General features: G+C 68.8%; 20 protein-coding genes and 1 riboswitch. Of the genes, 15 read left to right on the top strand and 5 right to left on the bottom strand.

Translation table 11 applies throughout. The annotated features are described in order from the left end of the window. Nucleotides 1–25 precede the first annotated feature (25 nt). Nucleotides 26–1063, bottom strand: a complete 1038-nt coding sequence (locus tag JOD67_RS15370; RefSeq protein ID WP_307782407.1) for a LacI family DNA-binding transcriptional regulator — start codon at nt 1061–1063, stop codon at nt 26–28. Nucleotides 1064–1110: 47 nt separating this feature from the next. Beyond that, a riboswitch (ZMP/ZTP riboswitch) is annotated at nt 1111–1194 on the top strand. A 6-nt stretch (nt 1195–1200) separates the two neighbouring features. Between JOD67_RS15370 and JOD67_RS15365 the strand changes: the two genes are divergently transcribed. Further along, nucleotides 1201–2154, top strand: coding sequence for a 5-aminoimidazole-4-carboxamide ribonucleotide transformylase (locus JOD67_RS15365; RefSeq protein ID WP_307782740.1), 954 nt, complete (start codon nt 1201–1203; stop codon nt 2152–2154). On the opposite strand, the gene JOD67_RS15360 is transcribed toward JOD67_RS15365, so the two are convergent. Next, on the bottom strand, nt 2151–3197 hold the full coding sequence (locus JOD67_RS15360) for a LacI family DNA-binding transcriptional regulator (protein ID WP_307782406.1): 1047 nt from the start codon (nt 3195–3197) through the stop codon (nt 2151–2153). The genes JOD67_RS15365 and JOD67_RS15360 overlap by 4 nt on opposite strands. Before the next feature lie 110 nt (nt 3198–3307). On the opposite strand from JOD67_RS15360, the gene JOD67_RS15355 reads away from it, so the two are divergent. From JOD67_RS15355 to JOD67_RS15295, 13 genes are all read left to right on the top strand, one after another. Further along, a complete protein-coding gene (locus tag JOD67_RS15355) occupies nt 3308–4591 on the top strand; it encodes an ABC transporter substrate-binding protein (protein WP_205118215.1) in 1284 nt (427 codons plus the stop codon). A 6-nt stretch (nt 4592–4597) separates the two neighbouring features. Continuing rightward, nucleotides 4598–5551 carry a carbohydrate ABC transporter permease gene (locus tag JOD67_RS15350; RefSeq protein WP_205118213.1) on the top strand — a complete coding sequence of 318 codons (954 nt, stop codon included), beginning with the start codon at nt 4598–4600 and terminating at the stop codon, nt 5549–5551. Between the two features lie 13 nt (nt 5552–5564). Continuing rightward, nucleotides 5565–6431 (top strand): carbohydrate ABC transporter permease, encoded by an 867-nt coding sequence (locus JOD67_RS15345; protein ID WP_239553860.1) that lies wholly within the window; start codon nt 5565–5567, stop codon nt 6429–6431. 31 nt (nt 6432–6462) lie between these two features. Beyond that, complete coding sequence (locus JOD67_RS15340; RefSeq protein WP_205118209.1) at nt 6463–7227, top strand: SDR family NAD(P)-dependent oxidoreductase; 765 nt, start codon at nt 6463–6465, stop codon at nt 7225–7227. A gap of 42 nt (nt 7228–7269) precedes the next feature. Continuing rightward, the gene (locus tag JOD67_RS15335) at nt 7270–8946 is read left to right on the top strand and encodes a heparinase II/III domain-containing protein (protein WP_205118207.1); all 1677 of its coding nucleotides are present in this window, start codon (nt 7270–7272) and stop codon (nt 8944–8946) included. Next, on the top strand, nt 8946–10004 hold the full coding sequence (locus JOD67_RS15330) for a right-handed parallel beta-helix repeat-containing protein (RefSeq protein ID WP_205118205.1): 1059 nt from the start codon (nt 8946–8948) through the stop codon (nt 10002–10004). Before JOD67_RS15335 ends, JOD67_RS15330 begins: the two co-directional genes overlap by 1 nt. Before the next feature lie 35 nt (nt 10005–10039). Further along, nucleotides 10040–10399 carry a hypothetical protein gene (locus JOD67_RS15325; RefSeq protein WP_205118203.1) on the top strand — a complete coding sequence of 120 codons (360 nt, stop codon included), beginning with the start codon at nt 10040–10042 and terminating at the stop codon, nt 10397–10399. Nucleotides 10400–10603: 204 nt separating this feature from the next. Further along, nucleotides 10604–11866 carry an ABC transporter substrate-binding protein gene (locus JOD67_RS15320; protein WP_205118201.1) on the top strand — a complete coding sequence of 421 codons (1263 nt, stop codon included), beginning with the start codon at nt 10604–10606 and terminating at the stop codon, nt 11864–11866. A 116-nt stretch (nt 11867–11982) separates the two neighbouring features. Next, nucleotides 11983–12840, top strand: a complete 858-nt coding sequence (locus tag JOD67_RS15315; protein WP_205118199.1) for a carbohydrate ABC transporter permease — start codon at nt 11983–11985, stop codon at nt 12838–12840. Then, complete coding sequence (locus JOD67_RS15310) at nt 12837–13700, top strand: carbohydrate ABC transporter permease (protein WP_307782405.1); 864 nt, start codon at nt 12837–12839, stop codon at nt 13698–13700. The genes JOD67_RS15315 and JOD67_RS15310 overlap by 4 nt, the downstream gene beginning before the upstream one ends. An 18-nt stretch (nt 13701–13718) precedes the next feature. Beyond that, complete coding sequence (locus JOD67_RS15305; RefSeq protein WP_205118197.1) at nt 13719–15833, top strand: DUF6923 family protein; 2115 nt, start codon at nt 13719–13721, stop codon at nt 15831–15833. Nucleotides 15834–15845: 12 nt separating this feature from the next. Continuing rightward, on the top strand, nt 15846–16805 hold the full coding sequence (locus JOD67_RS15300; RefSeq protein WP_205118195.1) for a hypothetical protein: 960 nt from the start codon (nt 15846–15848) through the stop codon (nt 16803–16805). 71 nt (nt 16806–16876) lie between these two features. Next, nucleotides 16877–17149: a DUF2188 domain-containing protein gene (locus tag JOD67_RS15295; protein WP_205118193.1), complete on the top strand. Its 273-nt coding sequence runs from the start codon at nt 16877–16879 to the stop codon at nt 17147–17149. A gap of 181 nt (nt 17150–17330) precedes the next feature. On the opposite strand, the gene JOD67_RS15290 is transcribed toward JOD67_RS15295, so the two are convergent. Next, nucleotides 17331–19427, bottom strand: a complete 2097-nt coding sequence (locus tag JOD67_RS15290) for an outer membrane protein assembly factor BamB family protein (protein ID WP_205118191.1) — start codon at nt 19425–19427, stop codon at nt 17331–17333. Nucleotides 19428–19588: 161 nt separating this feature from the next. Between JOD67_RS15290 and JOD67_RS15285 the strand changes: the two genes are divergently transcribed. Beyond that, nucleotides 19589–21619, top strand: a complete 2031-nt coding sequence (locus JOD67_RS15285; protein ID WP_205118189.1) for an NHL repeat-containing protein — start codon at nt 19589–19591, stop codon at nt 21617–21619. Here the strand turns inward: JOD67_RS15285 and JOD67_RS15280 are convergent. Together JOD67_RS15280 and JOD67_RS15275 are read right to left on the bottom strand one after the other, a co-directional pair. After that, a complete protein-coding gene (locus JOD67_RS15280; protein ID WP_205118188.1) occupies nt 21616–22173 on the bottom strand; it encodes a hypothetical protein in 558 nt (185 codons plus the stop codon). The genes JOD67_RS15285 and JOD67_RS15280 overlap by 4 nt on opposite strands. After that, the gene (locus JOD67_RS15275) at nt 22170–25430 is read right to left on the bottom strand and encodes a S8 family peptidase (RefSeq protein WP_205118186.1); all 3261 of its coding nucleotides are present in this window, start codon (nt 25428–25430) and stop codon (nt 22170–22172) included. The genes JOD67_RS15280 and JOD67_RS15275 overlap by 4 nt, the downstream gene beginning before the upstream one ends. Nucleotides 25431–25488: the final 58 nt, after the last annotated feature.

Here is a 25488-nt window from a genome sequence, read left to right as displayed (position 1 = left end):
CTGCTGAACTACTCCGGTGTAACGATCAATCTGGCGGAGCGCTGGTGGATGCCCTGACGACGAGCTCCGGCCGCATGGTGAGCGAGCGCCCGTGCGCGGACGGATCGCCGCTCATCGCCGCCCTCAACTGCGCGAACGCCGCCTCGGACAGGTCGGACAGCGGTTGCCGCACGGTAGTGAGCGGCGGCGTGGCGAGGTCGGCGAGGACGATGTCGTCGAAACCGGTGACCGACAGCTGCCCTGGGATGTCTCGGCCGAGTGACCGCGCGCCGGCGAAGACGCCGAACGCGCAGAGGTCGTTGACGGCCACGATCGCGGTCGGCGGGTGCTCGCGTTGGAGCAGCTCGATCGCGGCCTGCTTGCCGAGCTCGGCGATGTCGCGGTCGCCGTACGTTCCCTCCGGCGCCTCCCAGGTGGGAGCCTGCGCGGGATCGAGGCCGGCGCGCTCGAGCGCGAGGCAGAAGCCGCGGTAGCGGGCGCGGCGGTTCATGCTGTCGAGCGTGCCGGAGACGAACGCGATCCTGGTGTGGCCGAGCCCGAGCAGGTGCGTGGTCGCGAGCTCGGCACCGACGACGTTGTCCACGCTGATGTTCGCCAGGCCAGGTGGGTCGGACGCCTGTGGGGTGCGGTCGAACGTGACGATCGCGAGGCCCTTGTCCAGCAGCGGAACGACGTGCTCGACGTCGGGCAGCGACGAGCAGAGCACGACGCCGCGGATGCCGTCGGCCCACATTTGTTCGACGTACTCGCGTTCGCGGCCAGGGTCGCGCTGGCTGTTGCAGAGCAGCAGGTGGAAGCCGTCGGCGAGCGCGTTGCGTTCGAGGTGCCTGGCGAACGTGCCCCAGAACGGGTTGGCGACGGATGGAACGACGAGCCCGATCGTGGTCGGGTGCCCGGTACGCAGCTGCCGCGCGACCTTGCTCGGCCGGTAGCCGAGCTTGCTGATCGCGTTCTCGATCCGGCGGCGCGTCTTGGGGTTCATCCGCTCGGGCCGGCCGTTGAGGAAGTTCGAGACCGTGCTCGGCGACACGTTCGCGGCCTCCGCCACGTCGTGAATCGTCACCCGCCCCACCATCGGCCCAGCCTATTGCGCGGGTGCCGCGTAAAGTGGCAGTTGGCCGCGACTGGCGAGGGTGGACCACCACCGGGGAGCGGCCTGTTCCGATGTGAGCGTCGACCGCCTGGGCGCTTCCGTCAGCGATCTTCGTTGAGGGAGGCCAGGACATGGAGCTTCGCCACGGGACCAATCCGCACCAGACCGCTTCCGCTCGGCCGGTGACGCCCGGCAGGTGGCCGATGCGGGTACTGAACGGGCAACCGTCGTTGATCAATCTGCTCGACGCGCTGAACGGGTGGCAGCTCGTGCGCCAGGCGAGCTCGGCCGTGGGGAAGGTGGCGGCCGCCTCGTTCAAGCACGTCTCCCCCGCCGGCGCCGCTGTCGCTGACACGGTCGCGGAGGCCTATCGGCTGGCCCGGGACGCCGACCGGAAGTCCTCCTACGGCGACTTCGTCGCGGTCTCCCACCCGGTCTCCGTCGACCTCGCCGAGCTGCTGGCCAGCGTCGTCTCCGATGGCATCGTCGCACCTGGCTACGAGCCGGGCACGGTGGAACGGCTCAGCCGGAAGAAGAAGGGGCGGTACCTGGTCGTCGAGGCCGATCCGACGTTCACGCCGCCGGCCCGCGAGGAACGTGAGGTCTTCGGACTCCGGCTCGTCGAGGACCGCGACGACGTCCCCCTCACGCCCGCCCTGCTCCCGCCTTCCGGCGCGTTGCCATCGCAGGCGGTCGAGGATCTGCTGCTGGGGTTGGCGGTTCTGCGCTTCACCCAGTCCAACTCGGTCGCATACGTGCGCAACGGGATGACGCTGGGCATCGGCGCCGGCCAGCAGTCGCGGATCGACTGCACCGCGCTCGCCGGCGCCAAGGTCGACACCTGGTGGCTGCGCCGCCACCCGGACGACCTACTCGACCAGGTCGCCTGCGTCTCCGACGGCGCCTTCCCGTTCCGCGACAACGTCGACGAGGCCGCCCGCCACGGCGTGCGGTACATCGCCGAGCCCGGCGGCTCGATCCGCTCACCCGAGGTCGAGCAGGCCTGCCGCGAGCACGGCATCACCTACGTACGCACCGCCCTCAGGCTGTTCCACCACTAGCGCGGCGCGGCGGTCGACTCCCGGACGACCAGCTCCGGGCGGATCAGGAGGGAGCGGCCGGGGCGGGGCGTCGAGGACTCGATCAGGGAGTGGAGCTCGCCGAAGGCCGCGGCGGCCATGTCGGGCAGCGACTGGCGCACGGTGGTCAGCGGCGGGGCGGCGAGGTCGGCCAGCACGATGTCGTCGAAGCCGATCACCGAAACCTCAACCCCCACGGCGAATCCGGCGTCCCGCGCTCCCGCGTACACACCCAGGGCCGTCATGTCGTTGATCGCGAAGATCGCCGTCGGCGGCTCGGGCGCGGACATCAGCTCCAGCCCCGCCCGGCGCCCCAGGTCGGCGGCGTCGAGGTCGCCGTACTGCGACCCCGACGCCCCGGCCCACACCGTCACCTCGGCGTCCGTCAGGCCCGCCGCGGCCACCGCGGTCTGGAAGCCGTGGAACCGCTCCGCCCGGTTCACGCTCGCCAACGACCCCGAGACGAACGCGATCCGCCGATGTCCGAGCGCGGTCAGATGCTGCGTCGCGAGCTGCGCCCCCACCACGTTGTCGACCGAGATGTTCACCAGCGGCGGCGGATCCCCGGCCTGCGTCGTCCGGTCGAACGCCACCAACGCCAACCCCCGCGACAGCAATGGCAGGACGTGGTCCAGCGACGGCAGCGACGAGCACAGCACGACGCCGCGGATGCCGTCGTCGAACAGTTCCTCGATGTACTGCCGCTCCCGGTCCGGGTCGCGCTCGCTGTTGCACAGCAGCACGTGATACCCCTGCGCCAGCGCCGCGCCCTCGAGATGCCAGGCGAATGTTCCCCAGAACGGGTTCGCGACCGACGGCACCACCAGCCCGACCGTACGGATCCGCCCCGTCCGCAGCTGCTGGGCCGCCCGGTTCGGCCGGTAACCCAGCCGCGAGATCGCGGCCTCCACCCGCTCGCGGGTCGCGGGCAGCATCCGACCCGACCGCCCGTTGAGCAGGTTCGACACCGTGCTCGGCGACACCCCGGCCGCGCGGGCGACCTCGTAGATCGTCACGCCCTTCACACCGGTCATGGTAGCCGTTCAGTACATCGGTTCACCGCGTAACATCATTGACACACTCCTGCGGTCTCAGTATCTTCCGGTGCATCGATACACTTCCGAGGGGAGAACCCATGCGGCTCTTTCGCACCCTCGCCCTGGCCGCCCTCGCCGTCACCGTCGCCGGGTCCGTCGTCGGTTGCGGCGGAGCGGCCCCGGCGCCGGCCGACCAGTCCGAAGAGGGTGGCACGATCCGTCTCGTGACCCCGATCTTCGAGGGCACCGACGGCAAGAAGGTCCTGGACGGACTGCTCGCGGAGTTCAAGAAGAAGCAGCCGAAGTTCACGGTCCAGGTCGACTACACCACGTACGCCAAGCTCAACGAGAAGCTCGCGACCTCGGTGGCGAGTGGCCGGCCGTACGACGTGATGATGATGGGCGTCGGCTGGATCCCGCCGTTCGCGTCCCGTGGCGTGCTCGCCGATCTCGAGGCAGACCCGAAGGAGCTGGCGAAGACGTACGCCGAACGCGTCGTCACCGCGGGCGTCTACGACGGCAAGGTGTACGCGCTGCCCGTCATGCTCGACACCCGATTCGGCGTCTACCGCAAGGACCTGTTCGCCGAAGCGGGCTTGACGAAACCGCCGAGCAACTTCGACGAGCTCCGTGAGTACGCCAAGAAGCTCACCACCCGCGACGCGAAGGGCAAGCTCACCCGAGCCGGCGTCGACATCCTGTCGAACGACACCCGCCAGACGTACGAGACGCTGATGTGGGCCGCGGGCGGCGCGCTGTTCGACGACGCCGGCACCAAGCCGACGTTCAACTCCCCCGAGGCCGTCAAGGCGCTTCAGCTGATGACCGACCTGGTCCGCACCGACAAGTCGATCGACGTCGGATTCAGCAGCCCGGACGCCGCGACTGCCCCGATCATCAACGGGCGTGCGGCGATGGCGGTCGCGCACAACAACCTGTGGCTGCAGATCCAGGAGCAGGCGCCGGACCTGATCAAGCAGGACAAGATCGGCACGTTCGTCATCCGGGACGCGCAACCCGCGATGTTCCAGGGTGGGACGATCGTCACGATGTCCGCGAAGACGCAGTACAAGGCCGCCGCACGGGACCTGGTCGACTTCCTCGCCGGCCCGGACTCCTCGCTGGCCGCGAGCCAGCAGCGCGGGAACGTTCCGGCGGTCAACAGCCTGCAGAGCTCGGAGTACGTGCAGGGCAACGCGTTCGTCCAGTTCGCGATGAGCAACCTCGACAAGTCGTACTCCGAGGGTGGAGTGCCTGGCTGGTTGGAGATTCGCGGCGACTTCAAGGGCGCGATCGAGTCGGCGCTGCTCGGCCAGAAGACCCCGCAAGAGGCGCTTGACGAGCTCGCGAACAAGGCCACATCCGCGATGCAGCGTAGGTAGCTGAAGGTGGCGAGCACTGTGGCCTCCGAGGCCCAGCCGTCGACCGCGGCCGCGCCGGTGCCCCCGCGCGGCCGCCGGCACCGGCGGCTGGGCTGGGAGCAACGGCGCGCGGCCTGGCTGATGCTGGCGCCCGCGCTCGTCCACCTGATCTGGTGGATCGGCATCCCGGTCGTCGCGACGTTCGTGCTGGCGTTCACCAACTACGACGTGCTCGCCGGCACCGCGAGCTTCGTCGGGTTCGACAACTTCGTCGAGATGTTCTCCGACGACGTGTGGAACGGCGCGATCTGGCACACGATCGTCTACACGTTCTTCACCGTCCCCGTCGCGATGGCGATCGCGGTCATCGTCGCGGTGCTGCTCAACCAGAAGCTCCGTGCCCGCGCGTGGTACCGAGCGGCGTTCTTCCTCCCCCACATCACCGCCACGGTGGCGATCGCGATGGTGTGGATGTGGATGTTCGAGCCGCGGGTGGGGCTGTTCAACGCGATCCTCGAGTGGTTCGGCTTCACCGGACCCGCCTGGCTGTCCGACCCGAACACCGCGATGCCCGCGGTCATCGTCGTCGGTGTCTGGCAGGGCATCGGGCTGAAGATGCTCATCTACCTAGCGGCGCTGCAGAGCATCCCGACCGAGCTGTACGAGGCCGCCTCGATCGACGGCGCCTCGAAGCGGCGGCAGTTCTGGTCGATCACGCTGCCGCTGCTGCGGCCGGCGACGTTCTTCGTCTTCGTGGTCTCGATGATCGGCGCGTTCCAGGTGTTCGAGCAGGTGTACGTGCTCACCGCCGGCGGTCCGGCGAACGCGACCACGGTGATGACGTACGAGATCTACCAGACCGCGTTCAGCGAATTCCGGATCGGCCTCGCGTGCGCGCAGAGCGTGGTGTTGTTCGCGTTCCTGCTCGTCCTCACGTTGATCAGCCGTCGGATGACCGGCAAGGACGACCATGAGACTTAGTGTCGAACAGCGCATGGACGCGACGCAGCGGATCAGCCGGATCGCGCTGCAGCTGGCGCTCGCGATCGCCTCGCTGATGATGATCGCGCCGTTCGTGTGGATGCTGCTGACCTCATTGAAGAGCCCAGCGGACATCGGCTCGTACCCGCCGAGCATCATCCCCAAGGACTGGATCTGGGCCAACTACGCCGACGCGATGGCGGCCGCTCCTTTCCTTACCTACTTCAAGAACAGCCTGCTGATCTCGATCGGGCACACGGTCATCAACCTGGCGCTGGCGATGATGGCCGGGTACGCGCTGGCCCGGATCCGGTTCCGCGGCAGCACGGTGATCTTCATGGGCGTGCTCGCGACGATGATGATCCCGACGTACGCCAAGATCGTGCCGCAGTACCTGATCGCGAAGTCGGTGCCGTTCTTCGGCGGCAACGACTGGCTTGGCCGCGGTGGAACGGGCTGGCTCGACACCTGGTGGGCGCTCATCATTCCCGGAGCCCTTACCCCGTTGGCGATCTTCCTGTTCCGGCAGTTCTACCTCACGCTCCCCCGCGAGCTGGAGGAGGCCGCGCGGATCGACGGGATGGGCGAGTTCGGCATCTTCACGCGGGTGATGACGCCGTTGGTGAAGCCGGCTGTCGCGACGGTCGCGCTGATCACGTTCGAGAACAGCTGGAACAACTTTCTCTGGCCGTTGCTCGTCACGACACGCGACGACCTGCGTGTGATCCAGGTCGGGCTCGCGGTGTTCCAGCAGACCGAGGGGACCCAGTGGGCGTTCCTGATGGCGGGCTCGGCGTTGGCGACGTTGCCGATGATCGTGCTGTTCCTCGCCACGCAACGGTACTTCGTGCAGGGCTTTGCGACCGCAGGGCTCAAATAAGTAGCCCCAACGAGAAGCATGGGAGAAGACGATGTCCTTCGACCTTACCGGCACCCGCGCACTGGTCACCGGTGCCGGACACGGCATCGGCCGCGGCATCGCCCTGGCGCTGGCGGAAGCGGGCTCCGACGTCGTGGTGCACTACGCGTCGTCCGCCGACGCGGCCGCCTCGACGGTGGGCGAGATCGAGTCGCGAGGGCGGAAGGCTCTGGCGGTCGGCGCCGATCTCACCAGTACCGACGCGACCGCACGGCTGCTGGCAGAGACGGTCGGATTCCTCGGTGGGCTTGACATTCTGGTCTGCAACGCCGGGCACCTCGTCGGGCGTTCACCGATCGAGCAGATGACCGACGAGCACTACCTGAAGACGATCGAGGTCAACCTGGGTTCGACGTTCCGTACCTGCCGGGCCGCGATCCCTGCTCTGCGCGAGTCGGGTGCCGGGCGGATCGTGACGATGGCCTCGCTGGCGGCGCACAACGGGGGCGGGAACGGCGCGACGGCGTACGCGGCGTCGAAGGCCGCGGTGCTGGGCTTCACGAAGGGGCTGGCGAAGGAGGTCGCCGTGGATGGGATCACGGTGAACGCGGTCGCGCCGGGCTTCATCGGGGAGACCAAGTTCCACGACACGTTCACCACCTCGGAGGGCCGGGCCACGGCCGTGGCGGGGATCCCGGTGAAGCGCGAGGGCCTGCCTTCGGACGTGGCGGCGGCGGTGCTGTACCTGGTGTCGCCGGCGGCCAGCTTCATCACGGGCACCACGCTCGACATCGACGGCGGCGTCCGCACCCGATGACGCGCCACCTTTCGCACGCCGGACAGGGCGGAGCGCTGCCGCATGAGTCTTGACGGTGGTGTCGTCCTTCCCGCCGAGCGCGGTGGCTGGTGGCATGCGTACGTGTGCCCCGTCCACGGGGGCGAGCTGGTGCACGCGCGACTGCTGGACGGGTCGTTCCCCAAGGACGGCGCGGCCTGTCCGCACGGGTGCCTGATCGATACTCCCGCTGTCCGTGGGGCGTGGGCGGCGTTGGCGCATCAGGCCTGTGCGCGACGGATCCGCTTGCTGGGCGACGAGCAACCCGCTACTGCCGTCGGACTGCTCGTCGAGTACGCGGAGCTGCATGCCTCGTTGACGAACGCCGGCCAGCACGAGCAGGCCGCGTCGTGGATGCTGCGCGGGCGGCTGTTCCACCAGGCGCTGAGCGAGGCGATCTGGGCGGTGTCGGTCGGGCACGCCGCGTGGACGCTCGCCTCGCTCGGCACGGCCGGGCTCGAGCCGGTGCTGCCGATGCTCGACGCGCTCGCCGCCGCGGCCGTCGAGGCGCGGGCGGAGCTGGTCGGGCAGGGCAAGTTCAGCTCGAACTACACGGCCTGGCTGACAGCTGCCGAGATCGTCACGTCGACCGCCGCCGGCTTGATCCGCGGCGAGGTCGTCGAGCGGGACTGGACGACGCTGTACGACCACGTCCTCGCGGCCACGGGCGACGACGGCTGGGAATGGGAGGGCAGCACCTACTACCACGGGTTCGTGCTGCGCGCGTACCTGCTCACCTTGCGCGGAGTCGCACCTGCTTCGCTGCCTGAGCCGGTGGGCAATCGGCTTGCCGCGATGATCGCGGTGCTTACGGGCATCGCTTCGCCGGGCGGGGTCCTGCCGGCGTTGCACGACGGGCCGTACGAACGTCCCGCCACCGAGGAGGAGTGGGTCGAGCTGCGTTGGCTCGCCGACCAGTTCGCCGGTGGGCTTGTCGACGGGTGGTTCGGCGGCCCACCACGGCCGGCGGCGGAGGTGCCGTCGACGTTCGGCGATGTCGGCTATCTGGTCGTCCGAGCCGGCGGCGTCCACGCGGTGCTGGACGCCGGTCCGCACGGTGGATCTCACGGACACCTCGACAAGCTTTCGCTTTACCTGTATGGCGATCGGACTCCCTGGCAGCCCGACCCTGGCCAGGTGCCGTACGCGAGCCCGCTCCGCGCGCACTACAAATCCACCGACGCGCATCCGGCGTTCCGCGTCGACGGCCTCGAGCAGGACGAGTGCGCCGGCACGCTGGCCGGCGACGTCGCGCGGTGCGACTCGGCGTACGACGGGGTCAGCGCGACGAGGCAGCTGATCCGCGGCGACGGCTACCTGGTCGACGTCCTCCGGATCACGGCCGACCGCGAGCGCCGGCTGACGGCTCTGTTGCGGCCGGGCACGGAGTTCGAGGCCGTCGCCCTGCCTGACGGTGTCGTTCGTACCCGCTGGAGCGGCGCGGAGGAGCTGACCGGCTGGCACGTCAGCTCGTTGCCGGCTTCGTTCAGCGTGGGTTCGGGATTCGGCATGGCGGACGATCCGCAGCGGTTCCGTTCGTGGGTCGACTGGTCGGCCGACGGCGAGGCGGTGACGTTCGTCTCGGTCTACCAAGCCGCGGGGGTCGCACCGAAGGTCACGGGGATCCGGTTGGACGGCTCAGACCTGGCGGTCGAGCGAGCCGGCCACGAAGGCAGCATCCATCGGACAGGAGTCTCGTGATGAAGCGCAGCATTCTGATCGCGGTGGTCGCACTGGTCGCGGCTCTGACCGCCGCGCCCGCGTGGGCGGCGACCTCGTACTACGTCAGCCCGTCGGGCGACGACGCTCAGGCCGGCACGTCGTCGGCAACAGCCTTTCGTACGCTGCAGAAGGCGTTCGACGTCGCTCCTCGTGGCTCGACGATCCGGCTCGCGCCCGGTACGTACCTGCAGGACGCGATCACGCGGCACTCCGGTGTGCGTGTGACCGGCCCGGCGAGCGCTGTGCTCAAGGGCGGCGGCGGTGCCCGCATCCTGCAGGTCCAGCACGACGACATCACGCTGGACGGGTTCACGATCGACGGGCTGCACGGCGCGGCGGACAGCAAGGACGGCTACCGCGACAAGCTGATCTACGCGATGAGCGCGGTCGCCGGCGATGGCGTTGCTGGGTTGACGATTCGGGGCATGACGTTGCTCAACGCGGGTGGCGAGTGCGTGCGGCTGCGCTACCTCATCACCGGCACCGAGGTCAGCGGCAACCGGATCCGCGGCTGTGGTGTGCACGACTTCGTCTTCAACGACGGCGGCAAGAACGGCGAGGCGATTTACATCGGCACCGCGCCGGAACAGCAGGGCGCGAACGGCGCGCCGGACGCGCGGCCGGACGTCAGCCGCGACAACCGCGTGTTCGGCAACGTGATCGACACGCAAGGCAACGAGTGCGTGGACATCAAGGAGAACTCGACCGCGAACGTCGTCGAGGCCAACATCTGCACCGGTCAGAAGGACCCGCAGTCCGCCGGCTTCGACGCCCGCGGCTCGGGCAACACGTTCCGCTACAACATCTCGCGCGACAACCTCGGCGCCGGCATCCGCTTCGGCGGCGACACCCCGACCGACGGGACGAACAACGACGCGTACGGCAACGTGATCACCGGCAACGCGGCCGGCGGCATCAAGTTCCAAGCGACACCCCAGGCCCGCGTCTGCGGCAACGCCATGTCCGCCAACACCGGCGGCAACGCCGTCGGCACCTACGCCAGCGCCTTCACCCCCACCGCCCCCTGTCCATACTGAGAGCGTCGGACTCCACCTGATGAGGGGTCAGCAGCTTGTCGAACGAACAGGGCCGGGTCTTCCGCGAGGCATGGATCGCGGGTGTCACGCGGCACTATCCGGGTGAGCCCAAGCCTGGGTACGTCGCGCCGTGGGACGAGACGTCGGATTGGGAGCGCGCCTGTGCGGCCGCCGTCTATGAGCAGGTGCGGCAGTTCATCGAGGTGTCCGCCGGCAGCACGTCCAAGCTGAGCCGCGCCCAACGAGGACGGTTCGTGGCGCTCTGCTGGATCGCTCAGATCTACAAGCACATCCCGGACCCCAAGCCGAGCTATGTCGCCGACTGGGACGACCTGCCGGAGTGGCAACGGGAGACTGACGCCGACATCTTCGACCACATCGAGCGCAGCGGCTGACGTCAGGCGACTGGGCCAGTCAAGAGGCCGAGGCCAGGATTCTGGCCGTCGGACAGAAATAGGAACGATCGTTCCCATTTCGGATACAGGTATTGACCAGTTCCGTGGCCCTGGCTATGGTCTCCCCATTCGGCTACGACCGTAAGTACGCGGTTTCTTCGGGGGAGCCGGTCCACCCGCGGGCAGGGAGTACGAGTCATGCGAATGCGGATCGGTCGTGTCGTCGCGGTTGCGCTGGCCGGCGTTCTGGCCACAGTTGCCACTGCCTGTGGGTCGAGCGGCAACGAAGCTGTCCCGCAGAATCCGGACGAGGTCTCCGGCAAGGTCACGATGTGGATCTATCCCATCGGCGGCGACCTGGAGAACACCTGGTGGCAGCCGAAGGTCGCGGAGTTCAAGAAGAAGTTCGCGAAGGTCGACGTCGAGGTCGTCGTCCAGCCGTGGGCGAACCGCGACGAGCAGCTCACCACCGCGATCGCCGGCGGGAAGGCTCCGGACGTCGTCTACCTGATCCCCGACCAGGTCTCGCAGTACGCCGACACCGGCGCGCTCGCGGACGTGTCGGACGTGATCGCCGAGGACAAGGACGACTTCCGTGCGAACGCGCTGCAGGCGATGACGTACGAGGACAAGCTCTACGGCGTCCCGTTGCTGATGTCGGTCACCACCACGATGGTGAACAAGAAGGCCATGGCGGATGCCGGGATCACCGAGATCCCGCAGACCTGGGACGACCTGCTCGCGGCCGCGCCGAAGCTCAAGGCCAAGGGCTACTACGCGACCACCTACCAGGCCGACCCCACCGCCACGCTGAACCTGTCGTTCTACCCGCTGCTCTGGCAGGCGGGCGGCGAGGTCCTCAGCGAGGACGGCAAGAAGGCGGCGTTCAACTCCGACGAAGGCGTCAAGGCGCTCGAGTTCGTGAAGAAGCTCGTCGACGGCGGGTTCACGCCGAAGGAGGCGCTCACCGCCGTCCTGCCGGTCGAGACCAGCCCGTTCGGCCAGGGCAAGGTCGGCCTGACGATCTCCACGGCCTCGTCGGACCTCTCGGCCTACAAGCTGCCCAGAGAGAACTACGAGATCGGCGCGCCGCTCAAGGACGTCAAGGCAGTCGGGTACGGAACGGTCGGTGGACTCGCCGTCCTCGACTCCGCGAAGGACGCCGCCGCGGCCAAGGCCTGGGTCCAGTGGGTCACCTCCACGGAGGAGATGAAGGAGTTCGACAAGTCCCGCAAGTACTTCCCGCCGCGCAAGTCGGTCGGTGCCCTGTTCGACGACGACCAGCTCGCCGGCACCGAGGAGAAGTACCTCGACGACATGCGGCCCGGCGTCATCAGCCCGCAGGGACGCGCGCTGATGGACCTGATCAAGCCCCACCTCCAGGCAGCCCTGCTCGGCAAGGTCGCGCCGAAGGAAGCACTTGACGCGGCCGCCCAAGAGGTCGATGCGCTGCTCGCCCGCAGCTGAGCTGACCGACGTTGAGCACAAGGCTCGCTCCTGAGACCGCCGACCCCCCGCGGCGGTCTGCGTCGGACCGTCCGGCCGGCACCCGCCGACCGGACGGTCCCTCGCGTTGGCAGACGATGCGCCGCGACGGTTCGGCGATCGCGTTGGTGTTCGTCCTGCCGTACGTCCTGCTCTTTCTGATCTTCCGCATCGGCCCGGCCATCGCCGGCATGCTGCTCTCCCTCACCAAGTACAAGATCACCGGCGACATCGAATGGAAGGGCACGGACAACTTCCAACGCCTGTTCGCCGATCCGCTGTTCTGGAACGCGCTCCGCGTCACCCTCGTCTACACGCTGATCGCGGTCCCGCTGACCGTCCTCGTCTCGCTCGGCATGGCCCAGCTCTGCGCGAGATCGGTCCGTGGCATCCGCGTCTACCGCGCGCTGTACTTCCTCCCGGTGATCACCAGCCTCATCACCAGCGGCGTGATCTGGCAGTGGATCTACTCCGGCAACGGCCCGCTCAACTGGCTGTTCGGCACCATCGGCGTCGGCCCCATCCCCTGGCTCTCGGACGGCTCGATGGTGCTGCCGTCGCTGTCGCTGATGAGCGTGTGGACGCGGTTCGGGTACGACATGCTGATCCTGCTCGCCGGCCTCCTCGCGATCCCGCGCGAGTACACCGAGGCCGCGATGGTCGACGGTGCGTCGGCCTGGTCGCGGTTCTGGCACATCACGCTGCCGCAGCTCAAACCCGCGCTGTTCTTCGTCGTCGTCCTCGAGATCATCCAGTCGTTCCAGGTCTTCGACGTGATCTACGTGATGACCGGTGGCGGGCCGGTCCGGTCCAGCTACTCGCTCGTGTTCTTCCTGTACGACCAGGGCTTCCACTACTTCGACTTCGGCTACGCGAGTGCGGCCGGCGTCATCCTGTTCGCGATCACGCTGGTGATCTCGCTCGCACAGCGGCGACTCTTCCGGGAGGACAAGTGAGCATCGCGCTCTCCCGGCAAACCCGGCCGAGGCCGGCCAGGCGACGACGCCACCCGAGCCGATCGTCGCTGTGGGCGCATCTCCCACTGGCACTCGTCGCGCTCGTGACGATCTTCCCGTTCTACGTGATGGTCGTCCTGTCTCTCCAGCACGGGAAGCCGCTGACCCTCCCGTCGTCACTGTTCCCGACCAGGATCGACCTCGGCGCGTACGTGGAAGCCCTTGCCAGCAGCGACATTCTCGGCTGGGCCGGCAACACGCTCGTCTACTCCCTCGTCTCGGTCGCCCTCGTCCTGGTGTTCGCGTCCATCGCCGCGTACGCGTTCGCGAAGAAGCGCTTCTTCGGCCGAGAGGTGATGTTCTGGTCGTTCATCGCGATGCTGATGGTGCCGTACCACCTGACGCTGATCCCGCAGTTCATCCTGGTCTCCAAGCTCGGGCTGCTCGACACGATGACCGGGCTGATCGTGCCCACGCTCGCGAACGCGCAGGCGTTGTTCCTGATGCGGCAGTTCATCCTCGGCATCCCGGACGAGCTCATCGAGGCCGCGAAGATCGACGGCGCCGGCGAGCTCCGGATCTTCTTCCAGATCGTCCTTCCGCAGTGCAAGCCGATCATGGCGACCCTCGGCGTCTTCATCTTCCTGTGGCACTGGAACGACTTCCTCTGGCCACTGGTCGCGACCCGCTCCCCCGACAACTACGTGTTGACAGTCGGGCTCTACAGCCTGCAAGCCAAGGACGTCTCGCTGGCTGTCACGATGGCCGCCGCCGTCGTGACGTTCCTCCCGATCCTCTTCGTCTATCTGTTGTTGCAGCGGTACTTCGTCCGCGGCGTCACGTTGAGCGGACTCAAATAACCAAAGCAGGAGGCATCCTTGCGCAGGTTCCCGCTCCTTTCCGTCCTTCTCCTCCTCACCCTCGCCCTCATCCAGACGCCGGCTCAGGCAGCCGCGGATCCGATCGAGGACCTCGGCACTCCCTTGACCTCGTTGACGATCATGACCGGAGCCGTCGGCCGCGAGGCCGACGGCTCCGACGTCGTCTACGCGGTCCCGGCGGGTGAGAACGCCCGCCTCAACATCGTCGATCTCCATTCCCGGCAGCTCAAACGCTCCATCCCGCTGCCCGGCGCGTCCGGCTCGTGGGCGGTCACCGTGGCGAGCGACGGCCGCGTGTACGTCGGCAGCTACGCCAACGCGCGCCTCTACCGCTACGACCCGGCGACCACCCAGGTCACCGACCTCGGCTCGCCGATCCCCGGCGAGCAGTACGTCTACGGCCTGTCCGCCGGCGAGAACGGCGTGATCTTCGGCGGTACGTACCCGAACACGCACGCGTTCAAGTTCGACCCCGCGACCGGCCAGACCACCGACTACGGCACGATCGCCGGCACCGAGAAGTACACTCGCGCGACCGCGTACGACCCGGTCCAGAAGGTGCTGTTCGCCGGCCTGCTCTCCCCCAAGGCCCGGCTGATCCGGATCGACACCACGACCGGTGAGAAGCGCGAGATCACCCCGGCAGGACTGACCGGCAGCGGTTTCTCGGACATGAACTACGTCGACGGCAAGATCTTCGCCCAGGTCGACAACCAGATCTACGTGATCGACGCCGTGACGGGCGAGCTCGTCTCGTTCGAGGACCCGAGCGGCGCCACCGTGCAGCGCTATCCGATCATCGCGCGCGGCGTCTCGCCGGCCAGCAACGGCGCGGTGTACTTCACCGCCACCGCGTACGCGATCACCCGCTACGACCTCGCGACCAACACGCTGTCGACGGTGATGTCCGGCGGGCAGCCGGTCTCGCTCGGCCGCGGCGCGGCGATCGGGTACGGCTGGATCACCGAGGACGGCGGGCCCAAGCTGTACGGGCTGGCCGGCAACTACGCCGCGGGCACGTTCCGCTTCGACCCGGCCAGCAGCGCGCTCGAGGTGTGGACGTCGCCGTTCGAGTATGTGCCAGCCCCGCTGGAGAACGTGCTCGCCGACCCCACCACGGGGAAGGTGTACGTCAACGCGTTCCTCAACGGCTCGACCGTCGTCTACGACCCGGCGACCGGCGGGTCCACCGCGACGACGAAGCTCGGCCAGACCGAGGGCTGGGCGTGGGGACCGAACGGCAAGATCTACGTCGGCACCTATCCCAACGGCCAGCTGTCGGAGTGGGACCCCACCACCGGAACCAACCGCGTGCTGTTCGCGCTCGAGGCGACGCACCACCAGAACCGCCCGGTCGCGGTGCTGCCGTCAGGCGGCAAGCTCTTCGTCGGCACGACGCCGGGCTACGGCCTGTACGGCGGCGCGTTGACCTTCTACGACCTCGCCACCGGCCAGCTCGACGTCCACCGCGACATCGTCACGGACCAGACCATCGCCTCGCTGCTGCCGCTGGACGGCAAGATCTGGGCCGGCTCCAGCACCGACGCCGGACAGGGTGCCGACCCGCGGGCGACCGAGGCGCGGCTGTTCCTGTTCGACCCCGCGACGCAGCAGAAGACCGCCGAGTACACGCCCGTCCCCGGCGCCCGCAGCATCAACGAGCTGACCATCGGCCACGACGGCCGGATCTGGGGCCTCGCCGACGGCACCGTGTTCGTGTTCGATCCGGCGACCCGCAAGGTCGTCCGCAAGCTCACAGTGTTCACCGCCCCGGCGAGCGCCCAGGACGGCGCGCTGCTGTGGCGCGACGGCTACCTCTACGGCACGTCCGCGGGGCGGCTGTTCGTCGTGGACTCCCTTGCGGGGAAGGCGAAAGTACTGCGGACCAGCGGGTTGCTCAGGCTCGACGCGACGCCCGACGGACGCATGTACACGCTGCTCCGCGTTGCCGGCGAGACCGAGCTGAGTCACCTCGGTCGCTTCACCCCGCCGGCCGACAAGTGTCCGAACTCCGACCTCCGCGCGACGGTGTGGCGGCACGGAGTCGACAGCAGGGTTCCCAACAGGTTCGTCCGGGACGGCTGCACGCTGGCCGACCTGATCCGAGGATGAGGGAGGGATGTCATGAAGCTGCATCGGTTTCTGATCACCGCCATCCTGGTCGCAGGGGCGGTGTTGGCAGGAGGGACAGCTCATGCGGAGGTGGTGTACGACGCGGTGACGCCCGCGACGTACACCGCGCCCGACGAGCTCAGGGCGTACGAGGTCGCGACGATCAACTTCAGCGTCGCGTCGGGGCAGAAGATCTACGTCTACGGCGACCTGCAGGCCGGCGACGCCAGCAAGCGGACGCTGGTCGACGCCTCGGTGACCTGCGCGGTCGGCGCGAGCATCGGCGGCAAGGTCGTGCACAACGAGAACATCGGCTCCGGGGCGCAGACCTCGGTCTCGCTGGTCGCCCGGATGTTGGTGACCGCACCGTACGCGGGAACGATGTACTGCCGGATGTACGCGTGGGTGGCGACGCTCAGCGGGAGCTCGAGCACGGTGCGGGTGACCGGCGGCGAGCTGAAGATCGGCCGTCGCAGCGTTCCCGGAGGCGTGCAAGCGACGTCGAACAACCAGGTGACGACCGTGGGCAACCCGGTCTACACGCCGGTGATCCCCGGCAGCGCGACGGCGGGCTCGGTGACCGGGCTGTGGCAGTCACCGGCGGGTGCGAGCTCGTTGACCGTTTTCGGCGACCTGTCGATGACCAAGTGCCGGACTGGCGACGCCTACGGCTGTCCGTCGTCGAGCCCGACGGCCGACTCCAGGGTGTCGACCACGTTGTTCGTCACCCAGTTCAACGCGAACGGCTCGGTCTGTGACACGAATACGTACATAGCGGCGGCGACGATCAGCGACGAACGGCGGCACGACGTCAACTACACGGCCCTGACGGTGCCGGTCGCGACCAGCGGGACGTGCGCGCCGAAGTTCTCGATCTACCTGAAGTCGCAGGTCACCTCGGGTGGAGCGGTCGCCACGCACGGCGCCGCGACCGCGGGAGCGATGGGCGTTCTGTTCGTTCTGCCCACCTGACGAACCCGTAGGCATTGACTCCGCGGGGTGGGGTACAACTCGAACATCCCCACCCCAAGGAGACGACGACGATGGCCAAGCGGATCACGTTTCGGGTGACGCCAAAGGGCAACCAGTGGCAGGTCGTCCCGGCACGAGCCGGGGCGGCCGCCCTCTACGCGGACAAGGACCGCGCCGTCCGCGAGGCAAGCGGCCACGCGCGCGAGATCCAGCCCAGCCGCGTGGTCATCTACACCCGCGGCGGCGCGGTCGAGACCGAGTACACGTTCGAGAACGAGCCGCTCCACCAGCACCGAAGCGACCGGGTCGGCTGGTCCCAGCCGCCCGGCCGCCTCGTCTCCTAGCCCTGCCTTCCCTCAGACCCCAGCCACCACGCTCGGCGGTTTCGGCTTCCGGGGTCCGAGGACGACGCTTCGGCCGAAGGCCCCGGCTGGTCGCCGCAGGACCACCCGAAGCCGCCGAGCACCGCGACCCGATGCCGTGGAGGCCGCCCGCGGCCGACACGTGCGAGCGGTCGCCATGGGCCTAGTACCATTTGACCTCGAGTAGCAACCCGCTCTGGACGTAGAACTTGTTCGGTCCCGGTGACACGTCGGCGAAGCCCGTCACGTAGTTCGGGCCCACGTCCACCAGGGTGTCCGGGTCGATCCGCCGGGTCCGCCCGTTGGTCGCGTAGATCGCGCCGTCGCCCGGGTCGTACGCCATGTTCCCCGCGCGCGGCTGGAAGCCCGTCACCGTCGCCCAGTTGTACGCGAACTGCTGGACCGAACGGATCAGCGCGCCGTTGGTCGGCGAGATCTCGAACACCGTTCCGTACGTCAGCCCGAACAGCCGGCCCTGGCCGTCGAACGTCAACCCGCTCACGCCCTGCTCCTCCGGCAGCGGCGTCGACCGCCACAACACCTGGCCGGAGGTCGCGTCGAGCGCGAACACCTGCCCGGGGTGCTTGGAGTTGTCGGACGGGTTGCAGCAGCCGAGCGAGCCGCCGTAGATCACGCCGTCCTTGTAGGTCAACGCCGAGATCTGGTTCGCGCCCTCGACCAGACCCGAGTTCCAGGTGCGCCGCTGGCCGGTCGCGGGGTCGTACAACGTGACCGCCCCGTTGTCCTGGGTGTTCTTCGGCGACGTGCCGATCGCGACGTACGGACCAGCGCTGACCACGGTCCAGGGCCGTTCCTGACCCTCGTCTTTGAGCTCGAACAGCTTCTTCGGGTTCGCGTCGCCGAACGGCTGGGCCGGGTCGTACTCCCACAGCTGCGCGTTCGGGTAGACGCCGAAGTACATCTTCCCGTTGTGCTGGCTCATGCCCTCGATCTGGTGCTTGAAGATGTACTCGGTCCACTTCGTCGTCTTCGGGTCGTACGCGACGAGGCCGCCCTGGAAGTAGCCGCCGCCGTAGACGCGACCGTCGGGGCCTTTCGCCAACGAGCGTGGAGCAGTCGGCGTCCCGACCAGGCCGTCGGCGTACGCGAACGTGCCCTGCTTCGTGGCCGGGTCGTACGTCCACATGTCCCCGCCGCCGGTCGAGCCGTAGATCAGCTCGTGCCCGACCCGCTTGTCGGTCAGCCGCGCGAGCGCCTTGCCGGCGCCGACGCCGCCCTTGTCGGCCTGCTCGGGTCCGCCCTTGAAGCCGGTCGGCGTCAACGTGCCGTCCCGCGGGTCGAACAGGTGCAACTCGCTGTTGACGTTGAAGTAGACCCGGCCCTCGTCGTCGGCCTGCGTGATCGTCTGCCCCATGTAGCCGGGGATCCGCCACTTCCACTGCAGCGTCTTCAGGTCCAGGACCCAGCCGACCTGCTCGGTCGTCCCGCCGGCGAACAGGATGTAGAGATAGCCGCCCTCGTCCTCCATCTGGTACGTGTACTTGTCCGTCGGCATCCCCGGAGGCGGCTGGATCTCCACCCGCTTGCCCGTCCTCGGGTCCACCTGCCAGAACCCGGTCGTCTGCCCGAGGCCGGCGTAGATCTTGCCGCCGGCGGCCTCGACCGAGCGCACGTACAGGAACTTCGCGCCGAAGTCGCCGTAGTCGCGGTACTGCCGCGTCGTCGGATCCCAGCCGAACAGCTTGCCGGGCGGCAGCGGAGCGGCGCCGAAGCCCTCGGTGGTGCCGAAGTAGAAGACGCCACGTTCGTCGGCGTCGCCCTCCCAGGTGAAGCTCGTGCGCGGCGACGGACGACCGAGGTCCTCGACCGCGTTCGCCTTCCAGGGCAGGCGATACACGTGGCCGTAGCCGTACGTGCTCACGTACACCGTGCCGCGCTTGTCGATCGACACACCCCACGCGCCCTGCGCCCCGATGTCTGCCGGCACCTCACCGGACGGCGGTCCGGGCACGTACAGCGGCAGCATCCGCAGGACCTTCTTGGTCAGCGTGTCGATCTCCGCGAGATACGCGGGTTTGCCGCTGAACGCGAGGTACGTCCGTACGGTGCCGTCCGGCATCCGCGCGGTCTCACCGCCCGCCGCGGTGGTCGAATAGAGCGGGATCGTGCCGCGGTTCCACCACTGCGGCGTCGTAGGAGTGATTGCTGCGGGAGCGACGGCAGCGGTGGCCGAAAGGCCCGCCGCGAGCGCCACTCCGATGATCAGCAGCTTGCGCCAGGAACGCATTCGCCTACCCATTGGCCACCACCTCGCGAGATCTTGTGGTCGTGACCGTAAACACAGCAAGGGCGGCCGTCAACGGTCATGTCCAGAACTGGTGCGGACCTGTTGTGGACATGTCCCTCCACGGCGCCTACGCTCGCAATTTGCGGCCGGGTCCGTAACGTGGAGGTGGATCGGTGAGGCGAGGCAAGACACTGCGTGTTCTGGCCATGGCGGCCGCGGTCGTCGCGGCGACGTTCGCGTCGACGGCGGCGGGCGCCGCACCGGCGGCACCACCACCGGCCCCCGTCGGGCCACGTTCGCTGGGCATCCCACTGCAGGACGTGCTGATGATCGGCGGCACCGTCGGCTCGCTGCCGGACGGCCGCCGGGTGATCTGGTCCGCGGTGTCCGGCACACCCGCGTACCTCAACGCGGTCGACACGACGACCGGCGCTCCACTCGTGTCTGTCCCCCTGCCCGGCGCGAGCGGCGCGTACGGCGTCGAGCAGGCACCCGACGGCACCGTGTACGTCGGCACGTACGGCGCCGGCAAGCTCTACCGCCTCCTCCCCGGCGCCACGGCTGCCGAGGATCTCGGCGTCCCGGCCGCGGGCGAGGGGTACGTGTGGAACATCGTCGTCGCGCCCGACGGCACGGTCTTCGGCGGAACCTCGCCCGGCGGCAAGGTGTTCAGCTGGAGTCCCACCACGAAGACGTTCCGCGACTACGGAACGATGGTCGCCGGGCAGACGTACGTGAAGAGCATCGCCTACGCACACGGGAAGATCTACGCCGGCGCGCTCGCCTCCTGGATCGTCACCGAGCTCGACCCCGCGACCGGCGCCAAGCGCCAGCTCCCGCTGCCGCCCGGCATCGGCGACCCGACCGCCAAGGTCGTCAACGACCTGCGCGCGTACGGCGACTTCGTCTACGCCCGCGAGCAGACCGGCCCCGGCCCGCTTCGCGTCTACAACACCGCGACCGGCGCGTGGACCGACACCGTGGAGAGCGCCGCCGGCCTCGACGTCACGCCGCCCGGACCCGACGGCCGCGTGTGGTTCTTCAAGCAGTACGAGGCCGGATCGTCGGAGCTCATCGCGTACGACCCCGTCACGCGGGTCCAGCAGCGCACCGGGTTCAAGGCGTACGGGCGCATCGTCAACACCCGCGGCATCGGCTGGGACGGCGACAGCGTCGTCGGGCTGTTCTGGCGCGGGCTGATGTTCCGCTACGACACGAAGACCGGCCAGTCGCAGAACATCCGGACGACCGTCGCCGGGCAGCCGACGCCGGTCCTCGCGCTGGCCTCCGGCGCGCCGGGCACGGTGTACGCCGGCGGGTTCCTGCAGGGCGGTGTCTCGGTCGTGTCGACGGCTGACGGAGCGACGACGTACAACCGGTTCAGCCAGGTCGAGGCGATGCTGCCGACGAGCCGTGGGCTGGTCATCGGCGCGTACCCGTCGGCGCGCATCTACCGCTACGACGAGTCGAAGCCCTTCTACAGCGCCGAGTACTCCGACCAGGCGCCGCAGGGCAACGAGAACCCGGTGAAGCTGCTCGACCTCACCAGCCACGTGCAGAGCCGGCCGCAGGGACTGGCCGAGGTGCCGGGCAAGCTCGTCTCCGGCTCCACGCCGTCCGGCGACACACTCGGCGGATCCCTGTCCGTGATCGACGCGCGGACCGGCAAGGTCGACCGGATCATCGACGACTTCATCGTCGACGAGGGCATCACGGCGATGGCCGCGGGCAAGCACGGCATCGTGTACGGCGCGACGACCGTCGCCGGCGGGCTCTCGACGACTCCGCCGACCCAGGACCGCGCGACGATCTTCGCCTACGACGTCTTCCGCAACCGCAAGCTGTGGGAGGTCAACCCGTCCGCATCGGTCCGGACGATCTCCGCGGTCGCCGTCGACTCTCGCAACCGGGTCTGGGCGATCGTCGACGGCGACGTGCTCGAGCTGGATCCCTCGACGGGGCGGACGATCCGTACGTTCGACACGTTCGCTGGCCACAACGCGGCGGGCCAGCTCGCGTTCGACGAGACGAAGACGACCCTCTACGCCCACATCGGTGGGGAGAAGGTCGTCCTCGTCGACACCAACCGCAAGACGTACCGCACGCTGCTCACCCAGCCGGCGTTGCGCATGGTCTACAACGCCGGCGAGCTGATCTTCGGGCGTGACGCCGAGCTGATCGCCTGGCAGGTACCCAACCGTTAGCTCAAGCGGAACGCCTTGTCGATCGTCTGGTTCACGGTCGCTCCGCTGTTGTCCTTGGCCAGCACCCGCAGGCCGACGACGCCGGTCTTGGGCAGCTGGAGCGTCGCGGTGTACGCCGCCCCAGCTGGCCGGACCGGCGCCTTGCGCCAGCGGGTTCCGTCGAGCGTCATCTCCACCGTCAGCGAGGTGACCTTCGGCGGGCTGGTCAGATCCTGGTAGAACGGCGTCACCGTGATCTTGTGCGAACGCCCTCCCTGCACGGTGTTGTCGAGCGCGACACCGAGGTCGTACCGCAGGAAGATCGCCGACTCCGGCTTGCAGGGCACGCCCTGGCCGGCGTACGTCAGCACGCACGGGTAGTTCGGCGACTGGTCGTCAACCGTGACTTGCTTCGACCAGAACGTCCAAGCGGTGTTGACGGTCGCGCCACCGCGGAACTGCTTCATCGTGTAGCGGTACTCCTTCGACTCCGGTGGCAGGTCGTACGCCATGAAGCTGCATCCACCGAGTGCCAGTCCCAGCACGGCCGCGAGTGCGACGATCGAGCGCCTCATCGGGACACCTCCAGTTTGCCGTCGCTGAAGCTGATGACCAGTTCCGGATAGACGTACGGCGTGAGTTCCTTGCCCTGGTCGTCGTACAGATGCCGCTCGCACGAGTACGTCGGTACGTCCGGTGGACTGGATGGGTCGTCACAGGTGAGCGGGAACTGTTCGTGGCCGAGGCCCAGATGCCCGGTCTGGTGCGCCGGCTCCGGGGTGGTCAGGTACATGAACTGGTAGAACCTGTTGTCCTCGCGGCAGAGCGAGCACAGCAGCGTCTCGCCCGAGCCGTCCACCGCCGGTTCCACGATCGGCGGACCGGGAACGACCGGCGGCTGGAACCAGTGGATCGACCGCGGCTTCGCCGTCGTGAGGGCGTGGTAGCCGAACTCGACCGACGGTCTGCGTGTCGGCTGCTCCGCGATGAACCGATGCGAAGCCGCCGGGTCGACCGGACCGACGAGCGTGACGAGCGGCCGCGGCGCGACGAACGTGGGCGTCTCCACCGTGGCGAGGGTCGGCCCATCGGTGTTGACCGCCCAGTCGATCGACGTCGCGGTGGGCACGTCAGCGTGCACCAGGTTCTCGACGGCGGTGAGCTGGTCGTCCTTGACCCGGTGGTCGAGGTCGGCGGGCAGCTCGCCGCTCTTGCCGAACCGCAGCAGGTACAGGTACGGCAGGTCGCGTGCTCCCTGGATGGTCAGCTCGACCGGTCCGGCGAGCAGCCGATCGCGCAACGCCTGCGCCTGCTTGGCCGGCAGCGTCATCGTCGGCAGCGCGTACGCCTGGGTGCCGAGCTGGACGCGGCCGGTCGAGCCGGCGACGAGGACTGCCTTGACCCCGGCGTCGGCCAGTCGCTTGATCCGCGGGACGAGGTCGGCGCCACAGACCGGCTGGCAGATGTCGGTCGGCGTGAGCAGGGCGACGGTGGCGGTGGCCGCCTTCGTCGCCGTCGCACCGGTGCCGTCGTAGACGAGCCGGTAGTCGCTCGTGCCGGTCAGCTTGGCGACGGTGTGGTCCGCCGAGCGGTACCGCGGGTGCAGCACCAGCGGGGACGCGCCCTTCGTCGACGCTCGCACCAGTGGCTCACCGAGGATGTGCTGGCTGGCGTAGCCGAACGTGCCCGTCGTGACCGGCGCGACCGGCAGCGTCCAGAAGTTGTCCGTCCCGTCGGCCGACTCGAGCTTGCCGGTCAGCTCCCAGTCGCCGCCGGAGCTGGCGCGTTCGAAGCCGAACCAGGCGTCGTAGGTCTCCGCCGGGCGGTCGGTCTCGATCGTGATGCGACGGGCCTGACGCAGATCGAACGTCATCGCGGCCGCACCCGACACCGGCACGGACGAGTTCAGGACGATGGCGGCCTGCAGCTCTCCGGCGCCGTCGCGCCAGCTCATGCTCGCGGCGACCGTGTACGTGCCCTTCGCCAGCGCGGTGGACACGGTCGGCACACCAGGCAGGGTTCGGGTGGGATCGGCGAAGTCCGTCGATCCCTCGTTGCGCGCCAGCAGCCAACCGTCGACGACGAAGTCGGTGGCGCCGTCCGGCGCGACCGCGGTGAGCGCGAGATCGAACACCTCGGGCTCGACGTACGCGGCGAACGCGGTGGTCAGCGCGGCGTCTCCACCGGCTGCCTTGACGGTGCCGCGGAACATTCCACCGATGTCGCTCTTGGTGGCGTCGACGCTGACGTTCACCTGAGCTGTCCCGCCGGCCGGGACCGTGACCGTGGTGCGGTCGATCGTGACGAGCGCGGCGGGTGCCGGCTGACCTCCGAACGTCTTCACCGTCGGCGTCAAGGTGAGGTTGACGGGAGCGTCACCGTCGTTCGTGTACGTGATGGTCTTTTGCGCTGGTGGGCTGTCGGCGACGACGCGGCCGAAGTCGAGGTTGCCGTCACTGAACACGGCCTGCCGTACGGCGCGGGCGACATCGACCCGCCCGGCGCCCTGCTCGAACGGGCTGAACCCGGTGTCGACGGAACTGCTGACGAGCGCGTCCTTCAGCTGTTTGGCCTGCCAGGTCGGGTGGCGCTGCGCGAGGATCGCGGCGGCGCCGACAACGTGCGGGGTGGCCATCGAGGTGCCGCTGAGGCTCTTGTAGCCGGTGCCGCCCGCCGCGGCCGCGGTGATGTTGACGCCCGGCGCCGCGATGTCCGGCTTCAGGCCGAAGTCCCCGACGCGCGGACCACGGCTGGAGAACTCGGCGAGCTGGTCGAGCTTGTCGGTCGCGGCGACGGTCAGTGCTGAGTCGGCGGTGCCGGGCGAGCCGATCGAGAGCGGGTCCGGTCCGCTGTTGCCGGCGGCGATGACGAACAACGTCCCGTACTGCTCGGTGAGCTCGTCCACGGCCTCCGTCGCGATGTCGCTGGGGTTGGTCGCCCTCCCGCCGAGGCTGAGGTTGACGACGTCGGCGCCGCTCTCGGCCGCCCACTGCATGCCGGCGATCACGCCGGAGATGCTGCCGCGGCCATCGTCGGCGAGGACCTTGCCGGCCAGCAGCTTCGCGCCCGGCGCGACGCCCTTGTACTTGCCCTCCGAGGCGGCGCCGGAGCCGGCGATCGTGGAAGCGACGTGGGTGCCGTGGCCGTTGCCGTCGGTGGTGTCGCCGTCGGGGAGGAAGCTCTTCACCTCCAGTACGTGGCCGGCGAGGTCGGGGTGGTTGTCGTCGATGCCGGTGTCCAGAACGGCGACGGTCGTCCCGGTGCCGTCGAAGCCGGCCTGCCACGCCGCCGGGGCGCCGATCTTGGGCACGCTGACGTCGAGGTCGACGGTGACCCTGCGGTTCAGCCAGACCCGGGTGACACCCGCGTCGAGCGTCCGCTGCATCGGCGTGGTGATCGTCTCCCAGAGCGCGGCGGCGCCGGTCTTCGTCACGTCGATGGCGGTGGCGTCGACGCTTTCGAGCGTGCGCTCGACAGTGGAGCTGGGGAGAGCGTTGGCCCTGTTGGCTTTGGCGTTCTCGTACTGGACGATGATCGGGAGCTGCTTCGTCTCCGCGTCGGTGTAGCCGGCCTCGGCGAGGTAGGAGACGTTGAACAGGTCCGCGTCGACCCTGTTCGCGGTGACGAGCGGGAGTGCGTCGGACGGGTAGACGTAGAGGTCGCCGCCCTGCTGGAGCGTGTGGATCGCGACCGGGCGGCCGTCGGGGCGGTCCGCGACCTTCACCCCGGTGACCTCGAGGCGCCGCTTGGCGTCAACGCCGAGTTGCACCTGGTCGCCGGTGAGCAGGGTGATGGCCGGTGCCGGACGGATGCCGGCCGCGAGCTCGGACATGGAACGGCTGTCCAGGACCCGCTGGGCACCGTCGTCCCCGGCATTGGCCGGTGGACCT

Source organism: Tenggerimyces flavus (assembly GCF_016907715.1).
Taxonomy (GTDB): domain Bacteria; phylum Actinomycetota; class Actinomycetes; order Propionibacteriales; family Actinopolymorphaceae; genus Tenggerimyces; species Tenggerimyces flavus.
Note: the sequence above shows the minus strand (reverse complement) of the source record. Positions and strands in the feature narration are given on the sequence as shown.